At 63.6% G+C, this 23,062-nt stretch carries 20 protein-coding genes; 8 read left to right on the forward strand and 12 right to left on the reverse strand.

Annotated elements, in window-relative coordinates; all coding sequences use genetic code 11:
• Positions 1 to 7: 7 nt before the first annotated feature.
• Positions 8 to 442 carry an acyl-CoA thioesterase gene (locus ACSSVC_RS05215; protein WP_123724201.1) on the forward strand — a complete coding sequence of 145 codons (435 nt, stop codon included), beginning with the start codon at positions 8 to 10 and terminating at the stop codon, positions 440 to 442.
• 21 nt (positions 443 to 463) lie between these two features.
• Here ACSSVC_RS05215 and ACSSVC_RS05220 read toward each other — a convergent pair whose 3' ends face one another.
• The 3 genes from ACSSVC_RS05220 to ACSSVC_RS05230 all read right to left on the reverse strand — a co-directional run bounded on the left by ACSSVC_RS05220 (position 464) and on the right by ACSSVC_RS05230 (position 4,753).
• Positions 464 to 937, reverse strand: a complete 474-nt coding sequence (locus ACSSVC_RS05220; protein ID WP_123724200.1) for a glycine zipper domain-containing protein — start codon at positions 935 to 937, stop codon at positions 464 to 466.
• Positions 938 to 1,236: 299 nt separating this feature from the next.
• Positions 1,237 to 3,585: an FdhF/YdeP family oxidoreductase gene (locus ACSSVC_RS05225; RefSeq protein WP_446439562.1), complete on the reverse strand. Its 2,349-nt coding sequence runs from the start codon at positions 3,583 to 3,585 to the stop codon at positions 1,237 to 1,239.
• 280 nt (positions 3,586 to 3,865) lie between these two features.
• On the reverse strand, positions 3,866 to 4,753 hold the full coding sequence (locus tag ACSSVC_RS05230; protein WP_346634133.1) for a LysR family transcriptional regulator: 888 nt from the start codon (positions 4,751 to 4,753) through the stop codon (positions 3,866 to 3,868).
• Between the two features lie 136 nt (positions 4,754 to 4,889).
• Here ACSSVC_RS05230 and lysM point away from each other — a divergent pair, with 136 nt between their 5' ends.
• Positions 4,890 to 5,330, forward strand: a complete 441-nt coding sequence (gene lysM / locus ACSSVC_RS05235) for a peptidoglycan-binding protein LysM (RefSeq protein WP_402893056.1) — start codon at positions 4,890 to 4,892, stop codon at positions 5,328 to 5,330.
• Between the two features lie 70 nt (positions 5,331 to 5,400).
• Here lysM and yrfG read toward each other — a convergent pair whose 3' ends face one another.
• On the reverse strand, positions 5,401 to 6,063 hold the full coding sequence (yrfG, locus tag ACSSVC_RS05240) for a GMP/IMP nucleotidase (RefSeq protein ID WP_346634135.1): 663 nt from the start codon (positions 6,061 to 6,063) through the stop codon (positions 5,401 to 5,403).
• A 65-nt stretch (positions 6,064 to 6,128) separates the two neighbouring features.
• Here yrfG and nudE point away from each other — a divergent pair, with 65 nt between their 5' ends.
• The gene (gene nudE / locus ACSSVC_RS05245) at positions 6,129 to 6,695 is read left to right on the forward strand and encodes an ADP compounds hydrolase NudE (protein WP_102862674.1); all 567 of its coding nucleotides are present in this window, start codon (positions 6,129 to 6,131) and stop codon (positions 6,693 to 6,695) included.
• A gap of 11 nt (positions 6,696 to 6,706) precedes the next feature.
• Positions 6,707 to 7,534 (forward strand): 3'(2'),5'-bisphosphate nucleotidase CysQ, encoded by an 828-nt coding sequence (cysQ, locus tag ACSSVC_RS05250; RefSeq protein ID WP_346634213.1) that lies wholly within the window; start codon positions 6,707 to 6,709, stop codon positions 7,532 to 7,534.
• A gap of 142 nt (positions 7,535 to 7,676) precedes the next feature.
• Here cysQ and ACSSVC_RS05255 read toward each other — a convergent pair whose 3' ends face one another.
• The 7 genes from ACSSVC_RS05255 to rfbB form a co-directional block, all read right to left on the reverse strand.
• Positions 7,677 to 8,132 carry a YiiD C-terminal domain-containing protein gene (locus ACSSVC_RS05255; RefSeq protein WP_346634136.1) on the reverse strand — a complete coding sequence of 152 codons (456 nt, stop codon included), beginning with the start codon at positions 8,130 to 8,132 and terminating at the stop codon, positions 7,677 to 7,679.
• A gap of 37 nt (positions 8,133 to 8,169) precedes the next feature.
• Entirely contained in the window at positions 8,170 to 9,576 is a 1,407-nt protein-coding gene (locus ACSSVC_RS05260) for a sigma-54-dependent transcriptional regulator (protein ID WP_346634137.1), read from the reverse strand.
• A gap of 74 nt (positions 9,577 to 9,650) precedes the next feature.
• A complete protein-coding gene (locus ACSSVC_RS05265) occupies positions 9,651 to 11,459 on the reverse strand; it encodes a sensor histidine kinase (RefSeq protein WP_446439560.1) in 1,809 nt (602 codons plus the stop codon).
• A gap of 34 nt (positions 11,460 to 11,493) precedes the next feature.
• Positions 11,494 to 12,375: a dTDP-4-dehydrorhamnose reductase gene (gene rfbD / locus ACSSVC_RS05270; protein WP_346634139.1), complete on the reverse strand. Its 882-nt coding sequence runs from the start codon at positions 12,373 to 12,375 to the stop codon at positions 11,494 to 11,496.
• Positions 12,372 to 12,917 (reverse strand): dTDP-4-dehydrorhamnose 3,5-epimerase, encoded by a 546-nt coding sequence (gene rfbC, locus ACSSVC_RS05275; RefSeq protein ID WP_346634140.1) that lies wholly within the window; start codon positions 12,915 to 12,917, stop codon positions 12,372 to 12,374. Before rfbC ends, rfbD begins: the two co-directional genes overlap by 4 nt.
• Positions 12,914 to 13,789 carry a glucose-1-phosphate thymidylyltransferase RfbA gene (gene rfbA / locus ACSSVC_RS05280; RefSeq protein ID WP_346634141.1) on the reverse strand — a complete coding sequence of 292 codons (876 nt, stop codon included), beginning with the start codon at positions 13,787 to 13,789 and terminating at the stop codon, positions 12,914 to 12,916. The genes rfbC and rfbA overlap by 4 nt, the downstream gene beginning before the upstream one ends.
• The gene (gene rfbB, locus ACSSVC_RS05285) at positions 13,786 to 14,868 is read right to left on the reverse strand and encodes a dTDP-glucose 4,6-dehydratase (RefSeq protein ID WP_346634142.1); all 1,083 of its coding nucleotides are present in this window, start codon (positions 14,866 to 14,868) and stop codon (positions 13,786 to 13,788) included. The genes rfbA and rfbB overlap by 4 nt, the downstream gene beginning before the upstream one ends.
• 241 nt (positions 14,869 to 15,109) lie before the next feature.
• Between rfbB and ACSSVC_RS05290 the strand changes: the two genes are divergently transcribed.
• From ACSSVC_RS05290 to ACSSVC_RS05305, 4 genes are all read left to right on the forward strand, one after another.
• Complete coding sequence (locus tag ACSSVC_RS05290; RefSeq protein WP_492612050.1) at positions 15,110 to 18,028, forward strand: aminotransferase; 2,919 nt, start codon at positions 15,110 to 15,112, stop codon at positions 18,026 to 18,028.
• 269 nt (positions 18,029 to 18,297) lie between these two features.
• Positions 18,298 to 19,176: an N-carbamoylputrescine amidase gene (gene aguB / locus ACSSVC_RS05295; RefSeq protein WP_492612051.1), complete on the forward strand. Its 879-nt coding sequence runs from the start codon at positions 18,298 to 18,300 to the stop codon at positions 19,174 to 19,176.
• Positions 19,177 to 19,181: 5 nt separating this feature from the next.
• On the forward strand, positions 19,182 to 20,288 hold the full coding sequence (gene aguA / locus ACSSVC_RS05300; protein ID WP_346634145.1) for an agmatine deiminase: 1,107 nt from the start codon (positions 19,182 to 19,184) through the stop codon (positions 20,286 to 20,288).
• Positions 20,289 to 20,535: 247 nt separating this feature from the next.
• The gene (locus ACSSVC_RS05305; RefSeq protein WP_123724184.1) at positions 20,536 to 20,736 is read left to right on the forward strand and encodes a hypothetical protein; all 201 of its coding nucleotides are present in this window, start codon (positions 20,536 to 20,538) and stop codon (positions 20,734 to 20,736) included.
• Positions 20,737 to 20,796: 60 nt separating this feature from the next.
• On the opposite strand, the gene ACSSVC_RS05310 is transcribed toward ACSSVC_RS05305, so the two are convergent.
• Positions 20,797 to 22,896, reverse strand: a complete 2,100-nt coding sequence (locus ACSSVC_RS05310) for a TonB-dependent receptor (RefSeq protein ID WP_446439557.1) — start codon at positions 22,894 to 22,896, stop codon at positions 20,797 to 20,799.
• Positions 22,897 to 23,062: the final 166 nt, after the last annotated feature.

Raw genomic sequence — 23,062 nt, forward strand, 5'->3', positions numbered from 1 at the left:
GCCCCCGATGTCCGAGCCTATGCCGCAACGTGGCGACTATCGCCACTTCCAGCCAATCATCACCCGCTGGCACGACAACGACGTCTACGGCCATGTGAACAACGTCACCTACTACAGCTTCTTCGACACGGCGGTGAACACCTACCTGATCGAACAGGGCGGGCTGGATATCCATGACGGCGAGGTGGTGGGATTCGTGGTCAGCTCGGCCTGCGACTACTTCGCTTCCATCGCCTTTCCCGAGCGTATCGAGATCGGCCTGCGGGTCGGCAAGCTGGGCAACAGTTCGGTGCAGTACGAACTGGCGGTGTTCAAGGCGGGAGAAGCGGATGCCTGTGCGGCGGGGCGTTTCGTCCATGTGTTCGTGGATCGGCGGTCGAACCAGCCGGTGCCGATTCCGCCCGCGTTGCGAGCGGCCCTGGAGCACCTGCTGGTGGTTTGACCCCGATACCTGTCGGCCAGATCAGTCGCGATAGTGACGGTGTTTGCGATGCCCGTAGGCATGGCCACGGCCACGGTGGCCGTCGCGGTAGTAGCGGCGGTCGTCGCGGCCACGGTAGTCGCGATCTTCCCGGGCGCTTTCATTGCCCATGTAGTTGCCCAATGCGCCGCCGGCGCCACCGCCTGCCGCGGCCCCGATCAGGCTGCCGGTATTGCCGCCCATGCTGCGGCCGACCACGTTGCCGCCGGCTGCACCCAGGGCACCGCCAATGGCTGCCTGGCCACGGCTGCGTTTGTCTGCACCCACCGCACTGCCGCCTGCGCCGCCCAGGGCCGCGCCGATGGCCGAACCGGTATTGCCGCCGATCTGCTGACCGACCACCGAGCCTAGAACCCCGCCCAATGCGCCGCCCACACCTGCTTCAGTGGTGCCACCAGCAGAGGCGATGCCGCTGACCAGGCCAAGGGACAACAAGAGAATCGAGGAGAACTTCATACATGAGCCTCAAAGGGATGACGGCGCGATCCTGAGGCTGTACCACGACGCTTACAAACGAAATCCGACGAATAGCACGAGTTGTACACAATCTCGTAACTTATTGTTTTTATTGCGGAACTTAAGTGGTTTTTACGGGTCTTTAGCTACTTCGGAACGGCCGCTTTTATGCAAGAGCGGCCTTTTTTGTGTCCGCGATTCAGAGTCGTGGGGAAGCGTTCGCCGGCAAGCCGGCTCCTACGGCTTACCTGTCAACCATAGGGGCTGGCTTGCCAGCGAAGAGGCCCTCAAGTCAGGCATCAGGCCGAGCGAGCCATGATCAGGCCGTTGTCGCTGGCCGCTTCCAGGCGGATGGCGATGAACTTGGACGTTGGGGTGTGGCTGCCATCGCCGGTGCTTTCCAACGGTACCAGCGGGTTCACTTCCGGGTAGTAGGCCGCAGCCTGGCCGGCCGGGATGTCGAAGGCCAGCAAGGTGAAGCCCTTGACCCGACGCTCGCGGCCGTCATCCCACAGGGAAACGATGTCGGCTTTCTGCCCCGGCTTGAAGCCCAGGCGGATGATGTCCGCTTCGTTGGCGAACAGCACGTCACGCTGCCCCTTGACCCCGCGGTAGCGGTCATCGAGGCCGTAGATGGTGGTGTTGTACTGATCGTGGGAACGCATGGACTGCAGGATCAGGTCCGGCAGTTGCCCGGTGGCTCGGGTGCGTTCGTGGATCAGGTCCTTGGGCAGCAGGTTGGCGCGGAAATTGGCGCGTCCCGAAGGGGTGTTCCACTGGCGCGAGCCGGCGCTGTTGCCCAGGTAGAAACCGCCCGGGTGCTTGAGCCGTTCATTGAAGTCCTTGAAGCCGGGAATGGTGTCGGCGATCAGGTCACGGATGCGCCCGTAATCCGCTGCCAGCCAGTTCCAGTCCACCGGTTGGCTGCCCAGGGTCGCGGCAGCCATCCCGGCGAGGATCCATGGCTCGGAGCGCATCTGCGACGACAGTGGCTGCAACTGGCCGTTGGAGGCGTGGACCATGCTGAAGGAATCTTCCACGGTCACCGCTTGCGGGCCGCCGGCCTGCTGGTCGATGTCGGTGCGACCCAGGCATGGCAGGATCAGCGCGTCCTTGCCATGAGCCAAGTGGCTGCGGTTGAGCTTGGTGCTGATCTGCACGGTGAGGTCGCAATTGCTCAGGGCCTGGAAGGTCCGCGGGCTGTCCGGAGTGGCTTGGGCGAAGTTGCCCCCCAGGCCGATGAATACCTTCGAGCGGCCTTCGAGCATGGCGTGGATCGCCTCGACCACGTTGTGGCCGTTGTCCCGAGGAACCTTGAACTGGAAGCGCCGCTCCAGGGCATCGAGGAATGTCACAGGCGGGCGTTCGTTGATGCCCATGGTGCGGTCGCCCTGCACGTTGCTGTGGCCACGCACCGGACACAACCCGGCGCCAGGCCTGCCGACGTTGCCCCGCAGCAGCATCAGGTTGGCGATTTCCTGGATGGTCGGCACCGAGTGGCGGTGCTGGGTGATGCCCATGGCCCAGCACATGATCACGTTCTTGCCCTTGGCGTACATGCGTGCCGCTTGCTCGATTTCCACCAGGGTCAGGCCGGACTGCTCGACAATCTGCTCCCAGGGGGTGTCGTCGATGGTGCCCAGGTAATCGAGGACGTGGGCGGTGTGGGCGTTGAGGAAGTCATGGTCGAACACCGACGCCGTCCCGGCTTTCTGCGCATCGCGCTCCCACTGCAAAAGGAACTTGGCCATACCCCGCAGCAGCGCCATGTCGCCGCCCAGGGCCGGGCGGAAGTAGGCGGTGTTGGTCGGTCGATTGCCGTTGGTGAGCATTTCAAGCGGATTCTGCGGGTGTTGGAAGCGTTCCAGGCCGCGCTCCTTCAACGGGTTGACGCATACCACCTGGGCGCCGCGCTTGACTGCTTCGCGCAGCGGTTCGAGCATCCGCGGGTGGTTGGTGCCGGGGTTCTGGCCCCAGACGAAAATCGCGTCCGCGTGTTCGAAATCGTCAAAGGTCACGGTGCCCTTGCCGACCCCGACGCTTTGCGCCAGGGCTACGCCGCTGGCCTCGTGGCACATGTTCGAACAGTCGGGGAAGTTGTTGGTGCCGTAGGCGCGCACGAACAGTTGATACAGGTACGCCGCTTCGTTGCTGGCCCGGCCCGAGGTATAGAACTCGGCCATGTCCGGGCTGGGCAGGTTGCGCAGGTGCTTGGCGATCAGGCTGAAGGCATTTTCCCAGCTGATGGGCTGGTAGCGGTCGGTTTCGGCGTTGTAGCGCATTGGCTCGGTCAGCCGGCCCTGGTACTCCAGCCAGTAGTCACTTTGCTCCAGCAGGGAGGTGACGCTGTGCTTGGCGAAGAAGGCCGCGTCCACCCGGCGCTTGGTGGCTTCCCAGTTCACCGCCTTGGCGCCGTTCTCGCAGAATTTGACCATGCCGCTTTCCGGCGAATCGCCCCAGGCGCAGCCCGGACAGTCGAAGCCGCCGTTCTGGTTAGTCTTGAGCATCATGCGGATGTTCTTCAGCGCGTTGTCGCTGGTCAGCCAGGCCTGGGCCACGCTGATCAGGGCACCCCAGCCACCGGCCGGGCCCTTGTAGGGCTTGTAGCGGGCAACGGGTGTCTGATCGGCTTGGTTGTGTGTACTCACAGGGCTTCTCCATCGCGGGGCTGTGGACCCGCGGCGCACAGTTCTGCGGCAGGTGGGCAAGGTTGAGGCGGTGATGACGCGGCCATTGCACGGGCCTGGCGGGTGTCATCCGCTGACGGGCGCTCTGGGTGGTTGTGGGTCTGGCGGGCGCCGAGCGCGGCTGCGGGAGTTGCCAGGGCTGGCATTGAGTGAGGGACCAGCGGTCATCGGGTCCCAAGACTAAGCGCGGCATTGTGTCGCGTCTAATTGCTAGTACTGATCTATTGATAGATGGCGTCGATCAACAATGGCTGAAGGATTCCTGGTAGAGGCTGAAACAGGCTTGCGCCAGGGCCGAGCGCGGCGCGCTGCGGCGCATGATCAGGCCCAGGCGGGCCAGGGTCTGCGCGTCGGCGATGGGGTGCAGGCGCAAGTGTTCGGTGAGGATCTCCAGGCCACTGTCCAGGGGCATCACTGCGCAGCACAGGCCGCCGTGGACCATGCGCACGAGTTGATGGACGGCGTCGGTTTGCAGCACCGGCTGCGGCTGCAGCCCGCGAACATGGAAGTGGTGGTCGATGGACTGGCGAAAGTGCATGCCGCTGGTGAGCAGGCCCAGGGGCAGTTCGATCAGCGCCTCCCAGCTCAGGGGCTGTTCGCCGAAGCTGAAATACCGCTGGTCATAGAGCAGGCCCATGTGGGTCGGGTCCAGGGTCAGGGCGTCGAAGAGCTCGCTGTCCAGGCGATCCAGGTAGGACACGCCGAGGTCCAGGCGATTGCTCGCCAACTGTTCGAGGATCTGCTCCGAGCTCAGGGACGAGAGTTCGAAGCGCAGGTTGGGGTGTTCGGCATGCAGGCGCTGCATCAGCGGCAGAGGGTCGAAGCTCGATAACGGCACCACCCCCAGGCGCAGGGTGCCCACCAGATTGCCCCGGCACGCAGCGGCCTCTGCCAGCAAGCCGTCATAGGCGGTCATGACGCTCCGGGCCCAGGCCAGCACCCGTTCGCCGGGTGCGGTAAAGCCTTCGAAGCGCTGACCACGGTTGACCAGGGGCAGGTCGAGCTCTTCCTCGAGGCTGCGCAGGCGCATGGACAGGGTTGGCTGGGTGATATGGCAGCGCGCGGCGGCCTGGCCGAAGTGGCGGGTTTCGTCGAGGGCGATGAGGAATTTCAGCTGCTTGAGGTCCATCTTCGCTCCGGAGCGGCAAAAGCCCGGGATTCTACCGTGCCGGCAGGGCCTTGGGTCACTGGTCGCCCGGGAACCTCATTGCCCCAGGCTGGTCTAGTCTTTCGCGTCTGGATCTATCAACCAAGGAGTGTGCGACATGAGCATTTTCAGCTTTGTGAAAGAAGCCGGTGAAAAACTGATCGACCTGCTGACCCCGGGCAACGCCAATGCCAGCGAGCAGCTCAAGGAGCACATCGAAAAGGTCGGCCTGGGCAATCCCAATGTTCACGCCACGGTGGAAGGTGACAAGGTCACGGTGAGCGGTGAAGTGGCGACCCAGGAAGAGAAGGAAAAAATCCTCCTGGCCCTGGGCAACATCGCCGGTGTCGGCAGTGTCGAGGACCAGATAACGGTGACCGGTCCCGTGGCGGTTTCTGCGGTCTTCGTCACCGTGAAGAAGGGCGACACCCTGAGCGCCATCGCCAAGGTGCAATACGGCGACGCCAACAAGTACAACAAGATTTTCGAGGCCAACAAGCCGCTGCTGTCCCACCCGGACAAGATCTACCCGGGCCAGGTGCTGCGCATTCCTGAATGATCGACCCTCTTCTTCGCGGGCAAGCCCGCTCCTACGGGTTCTGTAGGAGCGGGCTTGCCCGCGAAGGGCTTCACAACCCTTCGATCAACGCCCGGTAATCCCCCACTGCCGCGAACTCGGCCGTGTCCTTCAGCCCTTTGCGGCTGTCCGGCTGGCTCACCGCGAGCAACTGCGCCACGCCGAAATCCCGCGCGCTGCGCAGAATTGGCAGGGTGTCGTCGATAAACAGGCTGCGGGCCGGATCGAATTGAATATCGGCCTGCAGTGCATCCCAGAACTGTGGATTCTCCTTGGGGAACCCGTAGTCGTGGGAACTGATCAGGCGCTCGAAGTAAGGCGCCAGTTCGATCCGCTCCAGCTTCAACGACAAGGAGTCACGATGAGCGTTGGTGATCAGTATCACCCGCTTGCCGGCCTTCTTGATCGCCGCGAGAAAAGTGTCGGCGTCCGGCCGCAGGGCGATCAGGTGAGCCGTCTCCAGCTTCAGTTCACGCACCGAGAGCTTGAGCTCGGCGCTCCAGAAGTCCAGGCAATACCACTGCAATTGGCCGGCGTTGCGTTCGAACAGCGGTTGCAGTTCCAGCTCGGCCATGGCCCGGCTGACCCCGTGCAACTCGGCGTAACGCTGGGGCAAGTGTTCCATCCAGAAGTGGTTGTCGTAGTGCAGGTCCAGCAGGGTGCCGTCCATATCCAGCAGGACGGTATCGATATCGCACCAGGGCAGCAGGGCCATTGAACACTTCTCCAGCGGTAAGAAAACAGCCTGTATAGTAACCCGCTATCGCCAAGGAGCCCGCTATGCGCCAGAAACCCACTGTACTCGCCCGCGAGATCGTCGCCACCAGTCGTCTGTTCTGTGTCGAAGAGGTGCAGTTGCGGTTCTCCAATGGCGTCGAGCGCACCTATGAGCGCCTGGTGGGCAAGGGGGCGGGTTACGGCGCGGTGATGATCGTGGCCATGCTCGATGCGGAGCATGCGGTGCTGGTGGAGGAGTATTGCGGTGGTACCGACGCCTACGAGCTGTCCCTGCCCAAGGGCCTGATCGAGCCGGGGGAAGATGTGCTGGCGGCGGCCGAGCGTGAACTCAAGGAAGAGGCCGGTTTTGGCGCACGGCAGCTGGAGCACCTGACCGAGCTGTCGCTGTCCCCGGGCTACATGAGCCAGAAGATCCAGGTGGTATTGGCCACCGATCTGTATGAAGAGCGCCTGGAGGGTGACGAGCCGGAGCCGATGCGGGTCGACAAGGTCAACCTGCGCGAGCTGGCCAGCCTGGCGCAGAATCCGCAATTCAGCGAAGGCCGGGCCCTGGCGGCGCTGTACCTGACCCGTGACCTGCTGAGCCAGCGCGGAGCCTTTCCAGCATGAGCATGAACTCGATGAATTTTCCCCATCCTTTATTGGCGCCGGTGGCCGAGCTGGCCTTGCGCGCCGGTGAGGCGATCCTGCCGTTCTGGCGTGCCGATGTGGCCGTCGAGCATAAGGCCGACGAGTCGCCGGTGACCGCTGCCGACCTCGCGGCCCATCACCTGATCGTGGCTGGCCTGACGGCACTGGACCCAAGCATTCCGGTGCTGTCCGAAGAAGATGCCGATATTCCCCAGGCCACTCGCGCCGGTTGGCAGCGCTGGTGGCTGGTGGACCCGCTAGACGGCACCAAGGAATTCATTTCCGGCAGTGAAGAGTTCACCGTCAACATCGCCCTGATCGAACAGGGGCGTGTGGTGTTTGGCGTGGTGTCGATGCCCACCAATGGCCGCTGCTACCTGGGCGGTGCCGGCCTGGGGGCCTGGCGCGTGGATCAGGGGCAGCCGCCGCAAGCGATCCAGGTGCGTGAGCAGCCGGGGCCGGGCGCAGCCTTTACCGTGGTGGCCAGTCGGCGCCATTCAAGCCCGGAGCAGGAGCGCTTGCTCAGTGGTTTGAGCGCTGCCCTGGGTGAGTTGCAATTGGCCAATATCGGCAGTTCGCTGAAGTTCTGCCTGCTGGCCGAAGGCGCGGCGGACTGTTATCCGCGCCTGGCGCCGACTTCCCAGTGGGACACCGCTGCGGCCCAGGGTGTGCTCGAAGGGGCGGGTGGAGAAGTGCTGGATCTTGCGGGCGCACCGTTCTGCTATCCACCCCGGGAGTCCTTGCTCAACGGCTTCTTCCTGGCGCTGCCGGCCAAGGCGCCGTGGCGCGGAAAGCTGCTGGAGCTGGCCCGCTCCTGATCGCCCCGCGGCGACTTGCCTCTGCCGCCCCTTGTGTAGGAGCCGGCTTGCCGGCGAAGGGGCCCTTGAGTTCTGTGCAAGAATTTCCCGCCTCTTCGCTGGCAAGCCAGCTCCTACAGATGTGAGCCGGCTCCGAAACGGGTTAGCGGTGCAGGACGTACTGGCCGGCAAAGCGTACGGCGTCTTCTTCGCTGCCGGCGTTGACCACGCGGCTGTGCAAGGTCAGGCGGGCACGACCGTAGCGCTGGTACATCGAGAGGAATTTCTTCCAGACCTTGTCATCAGGTGCAGTGCAGATCGCCACGGCATCGCCGGTTACCGGTAGCGGGTAGCTGATCTGCCCTTCCTGGATGACGATATGCCCGTCATCTATCCCTTGCTCCTTGAGCCGCAAATGCAGCCAGCCCCAACCGGCCAGCACGGCGCCGCAGTACAGGCTGCCGCCGAACATGGTGCTCTTGTGGTTGACGTTGGCGTCCAGCGGCAGTTGCAGGCGCAGTCGTTGAGCCTGCCAGTCGAGCACCTTCAGGCCCATGTCCCGGGTCAGGGGAATGTCGTGGTGAAGGATGGATTCCAGGTAGCGACTGTCGCGGTTCATGCACGGGCCTCAAGGGTCGAAGGGTTGACGGTGCGGCTCATTCGGATTCATCGCTGGCGTGGCTGGTGCCGCCGTCGGCGAAGCTCAAGCCGTGTTTGCGCAGCTTGTCGTGCAGGGTCTTGCGCGGTATTCCCAGGGCTTGGGCAAGGCTGCGCATCGAACTGTGGGGTTGCGTCAGTTCAGCGGCGATCAGGCTCTTTTCGAAGTGTTCCACCTGTTCGCTCAGGCCGCCTGCGATCAGCGTCGGAGCGGCGATGGCAGGGTGGTCCGGCTCGTTGTTGTCCAGGGCCAGTTCCAGGCCCAGGGCGAAGCGTTCAGCGGCGTTCTGCAGTTCCCGCACGTTGCCCGGCCAGCTATGCCGCAACAGCAGGGCACGATGTCCGGGTTGCAGTTCCTGGGGCGGCAGGCCGTGGCGGGTACTGGCTTCGTCGGCGAAGTGCTGGAACAGCATCAGCGCGTCTTCGCCGCGTTCGCGCAGCGGTGGAATGCGCAGCGGTGCCACATTCAGGCGGTAGTAAAGGTCGGCGCGAAAGCGCCCCTGGTCCGCGGCCTGGCGCAGGTCTTCCTTGGTCGCGGCGATGATGCGGATATCCAGGGGGATCAGCTGGTTGCCCCCCAGGCGCTCCACCACTCGCTCCTGGAGCAGGCGCAGCAACTTGACCTGGACATCCAGGCTCATGCTCTCGATTTCGTCGAGGAACAGGGTGCCGCCGTTGGCAAATTCGAACTTGCCGATGCGGCGTTTCTGCGCGCCGGTGAAGGCTCCCGGTTCGTGGCCGAACAGTTCGCTTTCCACCACCGATTCGGCCAATGCCCCGGCGTTGATCGCCACGAACGGTCCGTTGCGCCGCCCGGAAAGATCGTGCAGAGCGCGGGCTACCACTTCTTTGCCGGCGCCGGTTTCGCCCAGGATCAGCACATCGGCCCGGGTCGCCGCCAGGGCGCCGATCTGCTGGCGCAGACGCAGCATCGGCGCTGACTGGCCCACCAGCCGCGCGCTCAGTTCCTGGCGGTCACTGAGGGCCAGGCGCAGGCTGCGGTTGTCCAGCACCAGGCGCCGCCAGTCCAGGGCGCGGCGTACGCTGTCGAGCAGGGCATCGCTGGCGAAAGGCTTCTCCAGAAAGTCATAGGCGCCAGCGCGCATCGCCTGCACGGCCAGGGGCACATCGCCGTGACCGGTGATCAGCAACACCGGCAACTCGGGATCCTGGGCATGCAATTGGGTGAGCAGTTCCAGGCCGTCCATGCCGGGCATGCGGATGTCGCTGACCACCACCCCCGGCCAGTCCCGCTCCAGGCGCGGGGCCAGGCCCTGGGCTTGGGCCAGGGACAGCACCTTGAGGCCGGCCAGGTCCAGGGTCTGGCTCAGGGCCTGGCGCAGGTGAGGATCGTCGTCGATCAACACCACTTGCAGCTGAGGGTCGAGGCTGTCGGGACGGGTCATCGGTCACTTTCCAGGTTGTGTCGTGGCCGGCATCGCTGGGCCGGGCGTGGTTGCTAACGAATGGCCGCTGCGCTTCATACCCCGCGATCCTCGGAGGGCTGCAGGCTCACTCCGGGGGCCCCGGCGCGCAGGCGCAGGGTAATCAGGGCGCCGCCTTCGCGGTGGTTGGCGAACGACAATTCACCGCCGAAGGCGCGCATCAGGGTGTCGCAGATCGCCAGTCCCAGGCCCAGTCCCTGGGTCCGTGTCTTGGTGGTGTAGAACGGCTCTCCGGCGCGTCCCAGAGCCTCCATGCAGAAGCCCGGGCCATTGTCGCGGATGTACAGATTGACGCCTGTGGCGGTGGATTCGGCACTCAGCCAGAGTTTGCGCGGCGGACCCTTTTCGGTCAGGGCATCGAGGGCGTTGGCCAGCAGGTTACCGAGCACCTGGCGCAGACGGGTTTCCCCGGCCTCGACCCACAGGGTGGCGGCCGGCAGGTCGCGGATCAGCTCCACTTCCATGGCCCGGCGGCGCTTGGCCAGCAGGGCCAGGGCATCGTCCAGGGCCGGTTGCAGGGCGACGCTTTCCGGGGCGTGGTGATCGCGCCGGGCGAAGGCTCGCAGGTGGGCGATGATCGAGGCCATGCGCCCGGTCAGTTCGCTGATCAGCTTGAGGTTGCCCCGGGCGTCATCGGTGCGTTGATGGTCCAGCAGCACTTCGGCGTTTTCCGCGTAGCTGCGGATGGCCGCCAGGGGCTGGTTGAGTTCGTGGCTGATGCTCGCGGACATGGTGCCCAGGGCCGAGAGCTTGCCGGCCTGGACCAGATTGTCCTGGGCGCGCACCAGCTCCTGTTGAGCGGTTTCGCGCTCCAGTACTTCCTGTTTCAAGCGCCGGTTGAGGCTCTCCAGATCGCTGGTGCGCTCGGCCACGCGCCTCTCCAGCTCGCGTCGGGCCTTGGCTTCGAAGGCGATCCGCTCCAGGTAGTGGCGGCGGCGCTGCATCATCAGGCCGAGCAGCAGCATCAGCACCAGTAGCGCAGCGGCGCCGACCGCCACCACGGTGCGGACCGGGCGATCGATCAGGGTGCGCGGGGCGAGGATGCTGACGCTCCAGCGGGTTTCCTCGATCTGTTGCGTCTGGGTCAGCCAGGCATCGGGATTGAGGTTCAGTGGGCGCGGGTCCCGGGTTGGGTAGGGCTGGATGGCGACGATGGCCTGGCGTTCCTCGTCGCTCAGAGGACGGGTCGCACGAAAGCGCCATTCAGGGCGCGAGGTGAGGATCACCACACCATTGTGGTCGGTCATCAACAGCTGTTCCGGGGTTTTGCCCCACAGGCTTTCGGTGTGGTCCAGGTCTACCTTGACCACCAGCACGCCGAGTATCCGTTCGCCGTCGCGCACCGCAGCGGCGAAGAAGTAGCCACGCTTGGCCGAGGTGGTGCCCAGGCCGAAGAAGCGTCCCAGGCGTCCGGCCATGGCTTCGCTGAAGTAGGGGCGGAAGGCGAAATTGCGCCCGACGAAACTGTCGTGCTTGTCCCAGTTGGAGGCCGCCAGGGTCTTGCCGCTGGTGTCCATCAGGTACATGACTTCGGCGCCGGTCTGGGCGCTGATGTTTTTCAGCAGGCGGTTGGCGTTGCCCTGGGTCACGCCGTCGTCCGGGGCGCCCAGCACCGCCCGCAGCGCCGGCAGGTCGCCGAGGATCTGCGGCAGCACTTCGTAGCGGTGCAGGGTGCCCAGCAGGTTGGCCACGTAGAGGTCGAGGGTCTGGCGATTCTGGCTGGTCAGCTCGTTGCGATAGTAGCGCTCGGCCAAGTGCTCCAGCGGCCACAGCAACGGCGCCAGGCACAGGGCCAGCAGTGCCAGGCTGCGCCAGCGGGGACGACGGGGAAGAGGTGCGGTCATGGAAATGGCGCCTGTGGATACAGGCGCATTATGCCTAGCCCTGCTCGGCAAGACACTCGCGCAGTGCGCTGTGCCAGTCCGGCTGGATCACGCCCCACTCCCGAGCCAGGCGGCTGCAGTCCAGGCGTGAGTTCAGCGGCCGGGGAGCCGGGGTCGGGTAAGCGCTGGAGGGGATGGCTTCGAGCACCGCGCAAGGCTTGTCCAGGGCCAGCAACTGCTCGCCGATGGCCTGGGCGAAACCGAACCAGGAAGTCTCGCCGTGGGCGGTGAGGTGGTAGGTGCCCCAGGCGCCGTGATTCCCGGACTGCCAGCGTTCGATCAGGGCGCGGGTGCTGTTGGCGATGGTGCCGGCCCAGGTGGGCGCGCCGATCTGGTCGGCCACCACCCGCAGCTCGGGTCGTTCCTGCAGCAGGCGCTGCATGGTCAGCAGGAAATTCTTGCCGTGGCTGGAATAGACCCAGCTGGTGCGCAGGATCAGGTGCTGGCCCTGTACCTGGTTGATGGCCCGTTCGCCCGCCAGCTTGCTCTGGCCGTAGACCCCCAGCGGATTGGGCTCGTCCTCCTCCACGTAGGGCGTGTCCTTGCGGCCGTCGAACACGTAGTCGGTGGAGTAGTGAATCAGTGGCACACCCAGCGCCAGGGCCTCCTCGGCGAAGATCCCGGGAGCGCTGGCATTGATCGCAAAGGCCAGCTCCGGCTCGCTTTCGGCCTGATCGACGGCGGTGTGGGCGGCGGCGTTGATGATCAGGTGCGGGCGAATGGTGCGGACCTGCTGGCGGATCTGTTCCGGGTGGCTCAGGTCCAACTGGTCTCGACCAAGGACCACCAGTTCGCCCAGGTCGCCGAGCCGCTGCTGCAGCTCGCGGGAAACCTGGCCGTGCTGGCCGCTGATGAGGATTTTCAGGGGAGTGTTCATGGGAACAGATCGGCCTCGCTCAGCAGGGTGCCAGCCTGATCCTTGGCGGACAGTTGCGGGGGCTCGGTGAGCTCCCAGTCGATGGCCAGGGTCGGATCGTCCCAGCGAATGCTGCGCTCGGCGGACGGGGTGTAATAGTCGGTGGTCTTGTAGAGAAACTCGGCAAAGTCGCTGAGCACCACGAAACCGTGGGCGAACCCTTCGGGAACCCAGAGCTGGCGATGATTTTCGGCCGAGAGGCGTACGGCTACCCATTGACCAAAGTGCGCCGAGCTGCGACGGATATCGACAGCCACATCGAGCACTTCGCCCTGGGTCACGCGCACCAGTTTTCCCTGGGTGTTCTGCAACTGATAGTGCAGGCCACGCAGCACGCCTTTCTGCGAGCGTGAATGGTTGTCCTGGACGAACTGAGTATCCAGGCCTGTGGCATCGGCGAAGGCCTTGGCATTGAAACTCTCATAGAAAAACCCACGCTCGTCGCCGAACACCTTGGGCTCGATGATCAGCACGCCGGGCAGGTCGGTAGGGATGACCTTCATTGTGCCTCCCCGGCCAGGGTGAACAGGTACTGGCCATAGCCGGTCTTGCCGAAGTAGGCGGCGCGCTCCAGCAGGTGCTCACGGCTGATCCATTGGTTCTGGTAGGCGATTTCCTCCAGGCAGGCGACCTTCAAACCCTGGCGGTGCTCGATGGTCTGCACGTACTGCGAAGCCTCCAGCAGGCTATCGTGGGTGCCAGTGTCGAGCCAGGCAAAGCCCCGGCCAAAACGCTCCACATGCAGATCGCCACGCTTGAGGTAGGCGTTGTTGACGTCGGTGATCTCCAGTTCGCCGCGGGGCGACGGCTTGACCGCCTTGGCGATCTGCACCACGTCGTTGTCATAGAAATACAGGCCGGTGACGGCGTAGCTGGATTTTGGGTTCTTGGGCTTCTCTTCGATGGACAGGGCGCGGCCTTCGCTGTCGAAGTCGATGACCCCGAAGCGCTCCGGGTCCTTGACCCAGTAACCGAATACCGTAGCGCCGGAGCTGCGTTTGGCGGCATCGCACAGTTGTTCGCCGAAGTACTGTCCGTGAAAGATGTTGTCACCCAGGATCAGGCACACCGGGTCATTGCCGATGAACTCTTCACCAATCAGGAATGCCTGGGCCAGGCCATCCGGCGAAGGCTGTTCGGCATAGCTGAAGCGCACGCCGAACTGGCTGCCGTCACCCAGCAGGTTGCGGTACTGCGGCAAGTCCTGGGGGGTGGAGATAATCAGGATGTCCTGGATGCCGGCCAGCATCAGTACCGAGATCGGGTAATAGATCATCGGCTTGTCGTAGATCGGCAGCAGCTGCTTGGAGACACCGAGGGTGATGGGGTGCAGACGGGTGCCGGAGCCGCCCGCCAGAACAATGCCTTTAATCATGCAATCAGATCCTTGATGTCGGTGGAACCCAGGCGTTCGCCCTGGTAGCTGCCGTCTTGTACCCGGCGGCACCACTCGAGGTTTTCCAGGTACCACTGCACAGTCTTGCGCAGTCCGCTGGTGAAGGTTTCGTCCGGCACCCAGCCCAGCTCCCGCTCGATCTTGCCGGCGTCGATGGCGTAGCGCAGATCGTGGCCGGGGCGGTCCTGGACGAAGGTGATCAGGTCGGCATATTGCGCGACACCCTGGGGTTTGTGCGGGGCCAGTTCTTCCAGCAGGCTGCAGATGCCGCGTACCACGTCGATGTTCTTCTGCTCGTTATGGCCACCGATGTTGTAGGTCTCACCGACCACGCCCTCGGTCACCACCTTGAACAGCGCCCGGGCGTGATCCTCGACGTACAGCCAGTCGCGTACCTGCAGGCCATTGCCATAGACCGGCAGCGGTTTGCCTGCCAGGGCATTGAGAATCACCAGGGGGATCAACTTCTCGGGAAAGTGGAACGGGCCATAGTTGTTGGAACAGTTGGTGATCAGCACCGGCAGGCCATAGGTGCGCTGCCAGGCGCGGACCAGATGGTCGGACGCGGCCTTGCTGGCGGAGTAGGGCGAGCTGGGAGCGTAGGGCGTGGTTTCGGTGAACAGGTCGTCGACGCCATGCAGGTCGCCATAGACCTCGTCGGTGGAAATATGGTGGAAGCGGAAAGCGGCCTTTTCCGCTTCGGGCAGTTTGTGCCAGTACGCGCGGGTTGCCTCCAGCAGGCTGTAGGTGCCGACGATATTGGTCTGGATGAAGTCGGACGGCCCGTCGATGGAGCGGTCGACATGGGACTCGGCCGCCAGGTGCATGATCGCGTGGGGCTGGAAGCGTGCGAGCACGGCGCTGACGGTGGCCTGGTCGACGATATCGGCCTTGACGAATTCGTAGCGGCTGTCGCTGGCGATGCTCTGCAGCGATTCCAGGTTGCCTGCGTAGGTCAGTTTGTCCAGGTTCAGCACTTCGTGTTCTGTGTGCTGGATCAGATGGCGGACCAGAGCCGAGCCGATGAATCCGGCTCCGCCGGTGACGAGAATGCGCATGTTGGAGGGCCTGTGTCCTTGAAAACGATCATTTACCGCAAAAAATGCAGCATAGCTTGTCGACACGGCGCCTGAGGTGCAATAGGCGCCATCAGTCGATTTCACCGCGTACGGTCGGAAATTTCGCAAAGTGCAGCTTTGAAGCGGGGAAGGTGCCTGTCTGTTTCCCGTTCTTTGGGGTTGCGTAACGCCTTGGGCAATGGCGATATAAGCGGCTTATAACAATTCCAGGGATCGTTGTATGTTGCTCGCCACCTTGATCCACCGCGCCAGTCTGCCCAGCCCTCAGGTCACCGCACAGCAAGCGCTGGAGCTGCTGGAAACCCATTACGGCCTGCAAGGCACCGTGCAGTCCCTGGGGAGCCAGCAAGACCTCAACTATCGCCTCGACAGTCCCCAGGGCCGCTTTGTCCTGAAGATCTGCCGCGGCGACTATTCAGCCCTGGAGTTGCAGGCGCAGCACGCGGGCCTCCAGCATCTGCAGCAATACCCCGAATTGCGAGTACCCAGGGTGATTCCGGCGAAAAACGGTGCGGACCTGCTGTCCCTGGAGATTGCCGGGCAAGCGCTGCACGTGCGGCTGCTGGATTATATAGAGGGCCGCTCCCTGACCCACCTGCCGCACCTGGGGGACGAACTGGTGGCAGGCCTGGGCCGGCTCTGCGGGCAGATGGACCTGGCCCTGGAAGGTTTTCAGCATCCGGGGCTCGAGCGCACCCTGCAATGGGATGCCCGGCATGCCCAGGCGCTGATCGGGCACCTGTTACCGGTCATCCAGGACCCGCAGCAACGGGCCTTGATCGCAGACACCGCGCAGCGTGCCGAACGTCGCCTGCAGCCCTTGCAGGAGCTGTTGCCGGTGCAGGCGATCCACATGGACATCACCGATGACAACGTGGTCTGGCAGCGGGATGCCGCGCGCCATTGGCAGCTGCAGGGGGTGATCGATTTCGGCGACCTGATCCGGACCTGGCGCATCACCGATCTGTCGGTGACGTGCGCTGCACTGCTGCATCACGCCGAGGGCGATCCGCTGCGCATCCTGCCGGCGATCCAGGCCTATCACCAGATCAACCCGCTGCAACGGGCCGAGTTGCTGGCGCTCTGGCCTTTGATCGTGGCCCGGGCCGCGGTGCTGGTGCTCAGTGGCGAGCAGCAGGTCGGCATCGACCCGGGCAACGCCTACAGCCGCGCCAATCTGCTGCACGAGTGGGAGATTTTCCGGGTCGCCAGCGCCGTGTCTTTCGAGCTCATGGAAGCGGCGATCCTCAGCGCTGTCGGGGAGTCCTTGCCGGCCATTGGCAGTGACGGGTTCGTTCCGCTGCTGCCGAGCCTGGTGGGTCGCGAGTTCGCCCTGATCGACCTGGGAGTGCTCAGCCCGCACTTCGAAGCCGGTAATTGGGAGCAGCAGGGGATCGATGATCGCCTGTTGGCCGAAGCCGGTGTTGCCCATGGCCTGGCCGCCAGTCGCTACGGCCAATACCGTTTGTCGCGGACCTGTCCCGACAGAGCCCAGGAACCGCAAACCTGCCCGTTGCATGTGCAATTGCAAGTGCCGGCAGGCACGCCGGTAGAGGCGCCGTTCGCCGGTGTGCTGCACCGTGCCGAAAACGGCCTGTTGCGCCTGGATGGTCCGGCGCTGAGCGTGCGCCTGTGGGGCGTCGAGCCGTCGTTGCAGTCGGGCGCGGCCCTGGTCAAGGGGCAGGTACTGGGCGCCGTGGTAGCCGATGGCCGGCTCAAGGTGCAGCTGTGCCGAGCGGCTGAGCTGGAACCGCCGCTGTTCTGTAGCCCTTCCCGGGCGCTTGCCTGGCAAGCGTTGTGCCCTTCTCCGGCAGCCCTGCTGGGGCTGGCCTGCGATGCCGAGCCGGAACTGGACCCGCAGACCCTGCTGGAGCGTCGCGACGCCAGCTTTGCCCGCTCGCAAAAGCACTATTACGTCGACCCGCCGCGGATCGAGCGGGGCTGGCGCAATCACCTGATCGACATGCAAGGGCGCTCCTACCTGGACATGCTCAACAACGTCGCGGTGCTCGGCCACGGTCACCCACGCATGGCCGCCGAGGCGGCGCGCCAATGGTCGCTGCTCAATACCAACTCGCGTTTTCACTATGCCGCGATCGCCGAGTTCTCCGAGCGCCTGCTGGCCCTGGCGCCGGATTCCATGGACCGGGTGTTCCTGGTCAATAGCGGCACCGAGGCCAACGACCTGGCGATTCGCCTGGCCTGGGCCTACAGCGGTGGGCGCGACATGCTCAGCGTGCTGGAGGCCTATCACGGCTGGTCGGTGGCGGCCGATGCGGTGTCCACCTCCATCGCCGACAACCCCCAGGCGCTGACCAGCCGTCCGGACTGGGTGCACCCGGTAACGGCGCCCAATACCTATCGCGGCGAGTTTCGCGGCCAGGACAGTACAGCGCAGTACCTGCGCAGCGTTGACCAGCAGTTGCACAAGCTGGACGAGCAGCATCGCCAGTTGGCCGGGTTTATCTGTGAGCCGGTGTATGGCAACGCCGGGGGCATTTCCCTGCCGCCGGGTTATCTGCAGGAAGTCTACGAACGGGTTCGGGCCCGGGGTGGCGTATGCATCGCCGATGAGGTCCAGGTGGGCTATGGACGCATGGGCAAGTTCTTCTGGGGCTTCGAAGAGCAGGGCGTGGTGCCGGACATCATCACCATGGCCAAGGGCATGGGTAACGGCCAGCCTCTTGGGGCGGTGATCACCCGTCGCGAGATTGCCGAGGCGCTGGAGGCCGAGGGCTATTTCTTCTCTTCATCCGGCGGCAGCCCGGTCAGTTGCCGCATCGGCATCGCAGTGCTGGATGTGATGCAGGAGGAGGGCCTCTGGGAGAACGCCCAGGTGGTCGGTGAGCATTTCAGGCAGCGCCTGGAGGCGCTCAAGGATCTGCATCCCCTGGTGGGGGCGGTGCATGGCTCCGGCTTCTACCTGGGGCTGGAGCTGATCCGCAATCACCAGACCCTGGAGCCGGCCACCGAGGAGACCACTTTGCTGTGTGATCGTCTGCGACAACTGGGGATCTTCATGCAGCCCACCGGGGATCATTTGAACATCCTCAAGATCAAGCCGCCGATGGTCACCAGCCGGCGGAGCGTGGACTTCTTTGTCGACATGCTGTCGAAGGTGCTGGGCGAGGATCTGTAAGGCTTCGTCGTTCGCTTGCGTTCATTTCCATTCGCCGGCAAGCCGGCTCCTACACCTTTCTGTGGGGGCCGGCTGGCCGGCGAATGTGTTTATGCTTACTCGATTGTTATCGGTATTTTGTCGAATATTTTTTGGTTTAACGATTCTCCTGGCTTCTAAAGTCGATATTTATCGGATATAAAGTGGCCATCGCCGGGCGCAAGTTCATCGTGCCTTGCCCTTTTCCTATCCGTTGTCATCGACCGCGTCCATTGCCCGGGAGTTGTTCCATGAGCCGTATCGTTACTGTCGCCGCTACCCAGATGGCTTGTTCCTGGGACCTTGAGGCTAATCTGGAAACCGCAGAAAAACTGGTCCGTGAAGCCGCCGCCAAGGGCGCGCAGATCATCCTGATCCAGGAGTTGTTCGAGGCACCGTACTTCTGCCAGAAGCCCAACCCGGACTACCTGCAACTGGCCACCACGGTCGATAGCAACGTCGCCATCGCGCACTTCCAGAAAGTCGCCAGGGAGTTGCAAGTGGTGCTGCCCATCAGCTTCTACGAGCTGGCGGGGCGCGCGCGATTCAACAGCATCGCGATCATCGATGCCGATGGCAGCAACCTCGGGATTTATCGGAAAAGCCATATCCCGGACGGTCCCGGTTACCACGAGAAGTACTACTTCAACCCGGGCGACACCGGCTTCAAGGTGTGGAACACCCGCTACGCGAAGATCGGCGTGGGCATCTGCTGGGATCAGTGGTTCCCCGAGTGCGCCCGCAGCATGGCCCTGCAAGGGGCGGAACTGCTCTTCTACCCCACCGCCATCGGCAGCGAGCCTCACGACAAGAGCATTTCCTCCCGTGACCACTGGCAGCGTGTGCAACAGGGCCACGCCGGGGCCAACCTGATGCCGTTGATCGCCAGCAACCGCATCGGCAATGAAGAGCAGGACGGCTACGACATCACCTTCTACGGTTCATCCTTCATCGCCAATCAGTTCGGCGAGAAGGTTCAGGAGCTCAACCAAACCGAAGAAGGTATCCTTGTGCACAGCTTCGACCTCGACGAGCTCGAGCACATCCGCAGCGCCTGGGGCAGTTTCCGTGACCGTCGTCCGAACCTCTATGGCGCGCTGAAAACCCTCGACGGTTCCCTGGAGTCCTGAACACTATGAGCACTTTGCACAGCACGCCGCGCGCCGACGGTTTCTACATGCCGGCCGAATGGGCGACCCAGACCCAGACCTGGATGATCTGGCCCGAGCGTCCGGACAACTGGCGTCTGGGCGGTAAGCCGGCCCAGGCTGCCCACGCGGCGGTGGCCAAGGCCATCGCCCGCTTCGAACCGGTGACCGTGGCCGTGTCCGCGGCCCAGTATGAAAATGCCCGGGCGCGCCTGGACGTACCCAATATCCGTGTAGTGGAGATGTCCAGCGACGACGCCTGGGTCCGCGACACCGGTCCGACCTTCGTCATCAACCACAGCGGCGAAGTGCGCGGTGTGCACTGGGGCTTCAACTCTTGGGGCGGCTTCGAAGGCGGCCTCTACGCGCCGTGGAACCGTGACGAGCAGGTGGCCAGCAAGGTGCTGGAGATCGAGCGTTGCCAGGAGTACCGCACCGAAGGCTTCGTGCTCGAAGGCGGTTCGATTCACGTCGACGGCGAAGGCACGCTGATCACCACCGAAGAATGCCTGCTCAATCACAACCGCAACCCGCATCTGTCCCGTGAGCAGATCGAGGCGGTGCTGCGCGAGCACCTGGCGGTGGAGCAGATCGTCTGGCTGCCGGATGGCCTGTACAACGACGAAACCGACGGTCATGTGGATAACTTCTGCTGCTACGTGCGCCCGGGCGAAGTGCTGCTGGCCTGGACCGACGACCCCCAGGACCCGAACTATCCTCGCTGCCAGGCGGCCATGCAGGTGCTGGAAAACACCCGCGACGCCAAGGGCCGCACTTTCAAGGTGCACAAGATGCCGATTCCCGGTCCGCTGTATGCCACCGAAGAGGAATGTGCTGGTGTGGATGCGGTGCAAGGCAGCCAGGAGCGCAATCCTTCAGTGCGCCTGGCGGGTTCCTACGTGAACTTCCTGATCGTCAACGGTGGGATCATTGCACCGAGCTTTGACGACCCGATGGATGCCCAGGCCAAGGCCATTCTGCAGGAGCTGTTTCCCGAGCATGAAGTGGTGATGGTGCCAGGGCGCGAACTGTTACTGGGTGGCGGCAATATCCATTGCCTTACCCAACAACAGCCCGCGCCGCAGCGGAATTGAGTGCCGTTGTAACAGATGTTGTCGCCTGTTTGACGGCGTCGGACCGGTTCCGCCGCTGATGCTTTTCAGCGAGCCCGCAGCCCAGATGGGTTGCGGGCTTTTTCATGGCCGTATGTCGAGCCACCTGGCACTTTGGCATAGCTCTTGTATCTGTCTCGTGGTGATTCTGAGACAGGTGGAACTTTTGTTGTTCTGTCATAAACCTTGGATAAGTTAGGCCGCTCAGGAACCAGGAGAGAGCGCTGGAATGAATATGGTCAGCGAGCGGGCACCCCATCCCTTGGCAATGAATAACGAGTCGCTGCAGGTGCTGGTGCAATGGTTGAAGTCCAATGGAACGCGTCAGATCAGGGAACCTGATCCGCGCCGGATCATCATTGATCGTTACCCCGCTGGATTGCTCAGCGAGGCGGAACTGCAAGCACTGTGGGATGTGGTGAAAGGATAGAAAGACAATGGATTGTAAAAAGCGCTGCCGGGATGGCAGCGCTTTTTTTTGGCCGCTCTTTTAGAAGCGGTAGTTGCCGGTGACCACCAGGCTGCGGGGCTCCCCCGGCTGGATCTGGAAGGCACTGGTGGCGGAGCTGTAGTACTCGCGGTCGGCAATGTTGTTCAACGCCGCGCGCACGTCCCAGTCCTTGTGCCGGTAGCCGGCCAGGGCATCCCAGCGGCCGTAGCCCGGTAGCACCACGGTGTTGGCGCCATCGGCGTAGCGGTCGCCCACCAGGGTCAGGCCGGTCTCGGCGTACCAGCCCAGTTCCGGTTTCCAGGTGATGAACAGGCTGCCATTGCGCTTGGCCACGTTATTCACCCGCTTGTCTTCGAAACCGTTGTTGTCCTTGACCACCACCGCGTCCTGCAGGCCGATGCCACCACGCAGGTACCAGTTGCCGACGATCTTGCCGTTGGCAGTCAACTCGATACCCCGGGAGCGTTGCAGGCCGGTCATCAGGATGATGTTGCGATCCAGCGGATCGGTGGTGCGACGGTTGTAGAGCTCCAGCTCGTACACCGCCAGGGTGGTGCTCAGGCGTTCGCCCAGCCAGTCGCTCTTGACCCCGACTTCCTTCTGCCGGGTCAGCTCCGGGCTCAGGTCGTTGCCGTTGCCGGCCGCGTTCGGGGTGATGCCGATCAGGCCGCCGCCTACCGGTGAGAACGATTTGCTCCACGAGGCATAGAACGAGTGGTGCTCCAGCGGCGTCCAGACTGCCCCCAGGCGCGGACTGACGCTGTGACTGTCGCGGCTGTCGGACACCCCGGTACGGCGGTTGGTGGTCTCGACATCGAAGTTGTCGTAGCGCAGGCCGGCGAGCAATTGCCATTGATCGTTCAGGCGCAGTTGGTCCTGCACGTAGAGCGCTCGGCTTTCGACCTCGGTGTGGTTGTTGCTGGAAACCTGCATGCGGCCGGTGTGGCTCTGGTACGGATTGGGGTTGTACAGATCCACGGCGGGCACCGCCTGGCTGCCCGGTCCGGAAGTGGCGGCGTTGTAGAGGATCGGGTCGCGGCGCTGGCTGCCGATCTCGATGCCGGTGAGCAGGCGGTGTTCCAGGCCAAAGGTGTCGAAGCGGCCTTCGAGCTCGGTGTTGTTGTAGATGTTGCGAGTCTTCAGGTCCTGCTGCCAGCGCTGGCGCTGTACTTTGCCGGTGTTGGCGTTGTAGCCGGTCTGGTAGGTGTTGTCGAAGTCGCTGTCGAGCTTGAACACGGCCAGTGTGTGGCGCAGTTGCCAGTTGTCGTTGAGCTCGTAGGTCAGCTTGGAGCGCAAGGACTGGGATTTGTCGTCGATGTAATCGCGGTGGTCGCCGTAGGTGGTTTCCCGGCCGACGTTCGCCGGACGTCCGTTGAGGCTGGTGATACCGCGGTCCGGGGTGCGGTTGTAGCGGCTGTATTCGTACTGCACCAGCCAGTTCAAGTCCGGGGTCAGTTGCCAGCTCATGGACGGTGCAAACAGCTGGCGGTTGCCACTGACGCCGTCGCGGAAACTGTTTTGGTCCTGGTTGCCCAGGTTCAGGCGCAGGCTGATGTTTTCTGCCGGATCGGCACTGAGGTCGGCGTACAGGCTGCGCAGATCCTGGCTGCCGCCCTGGACCTCGACGCTGGAGCGGCGGCCGAATTCCGGCAGCTTGCTCACCCGGTTGACGATGCCGCCCTGGCTGCCACGACCGTAGAGCACTGCCGCTGGGCCCTTGAGTACTTCGATGCGCTCGATGTTGTGCAGATCGCGCACGTATTGGCTGTCGTCGCGGACGCCGTCCAGGTAGAAGTCGTTGCTGGCATCGAAACCCCGAATCCGCAGGCTGTCGAAGCGGGTGTCGGAGCCGCTGCTGACGTTGGGAATGCCGCTTAGGGCGCTGCCCAGATCGTTGTGGCCGTAGTCCAGTACGTTGGCGGTCTTGATCGTGTCGATGGCCTGGGGCACATAGCGCGCTGCGGTGGCGGTGCGGGTCGCGGTGCTGACTTCCTTGACCCGGGGATCGTCGGGGTCGGCCTCGGCTTCGGCGCTGATGGAGGTCGTTGGCAGGGTGGTGCTGGCGGCACAGGCAAAACCGGCAGTCAGCAGGGTGCAGAGTCCCAGTGACAGGGGCGTAAGGCGGAAATGGGCAGGCATCTGAAGCGCATCCGAAAGGAAGGTGAGTCGAGGGGTGCGAATGATAATGCGTGCTATTTACTTATGTTAATTATTCGCTAAAAGTTCCCTTGCTCTATTGTTTCTAATTGTGTCGACGGCGTATCTGCCCGCATACACGGGCTAAACGGACCGATTCGACCGGATA

Source organism: Pseudomonas sp. E1BtOHC1, from assembly GCF_058744285.1.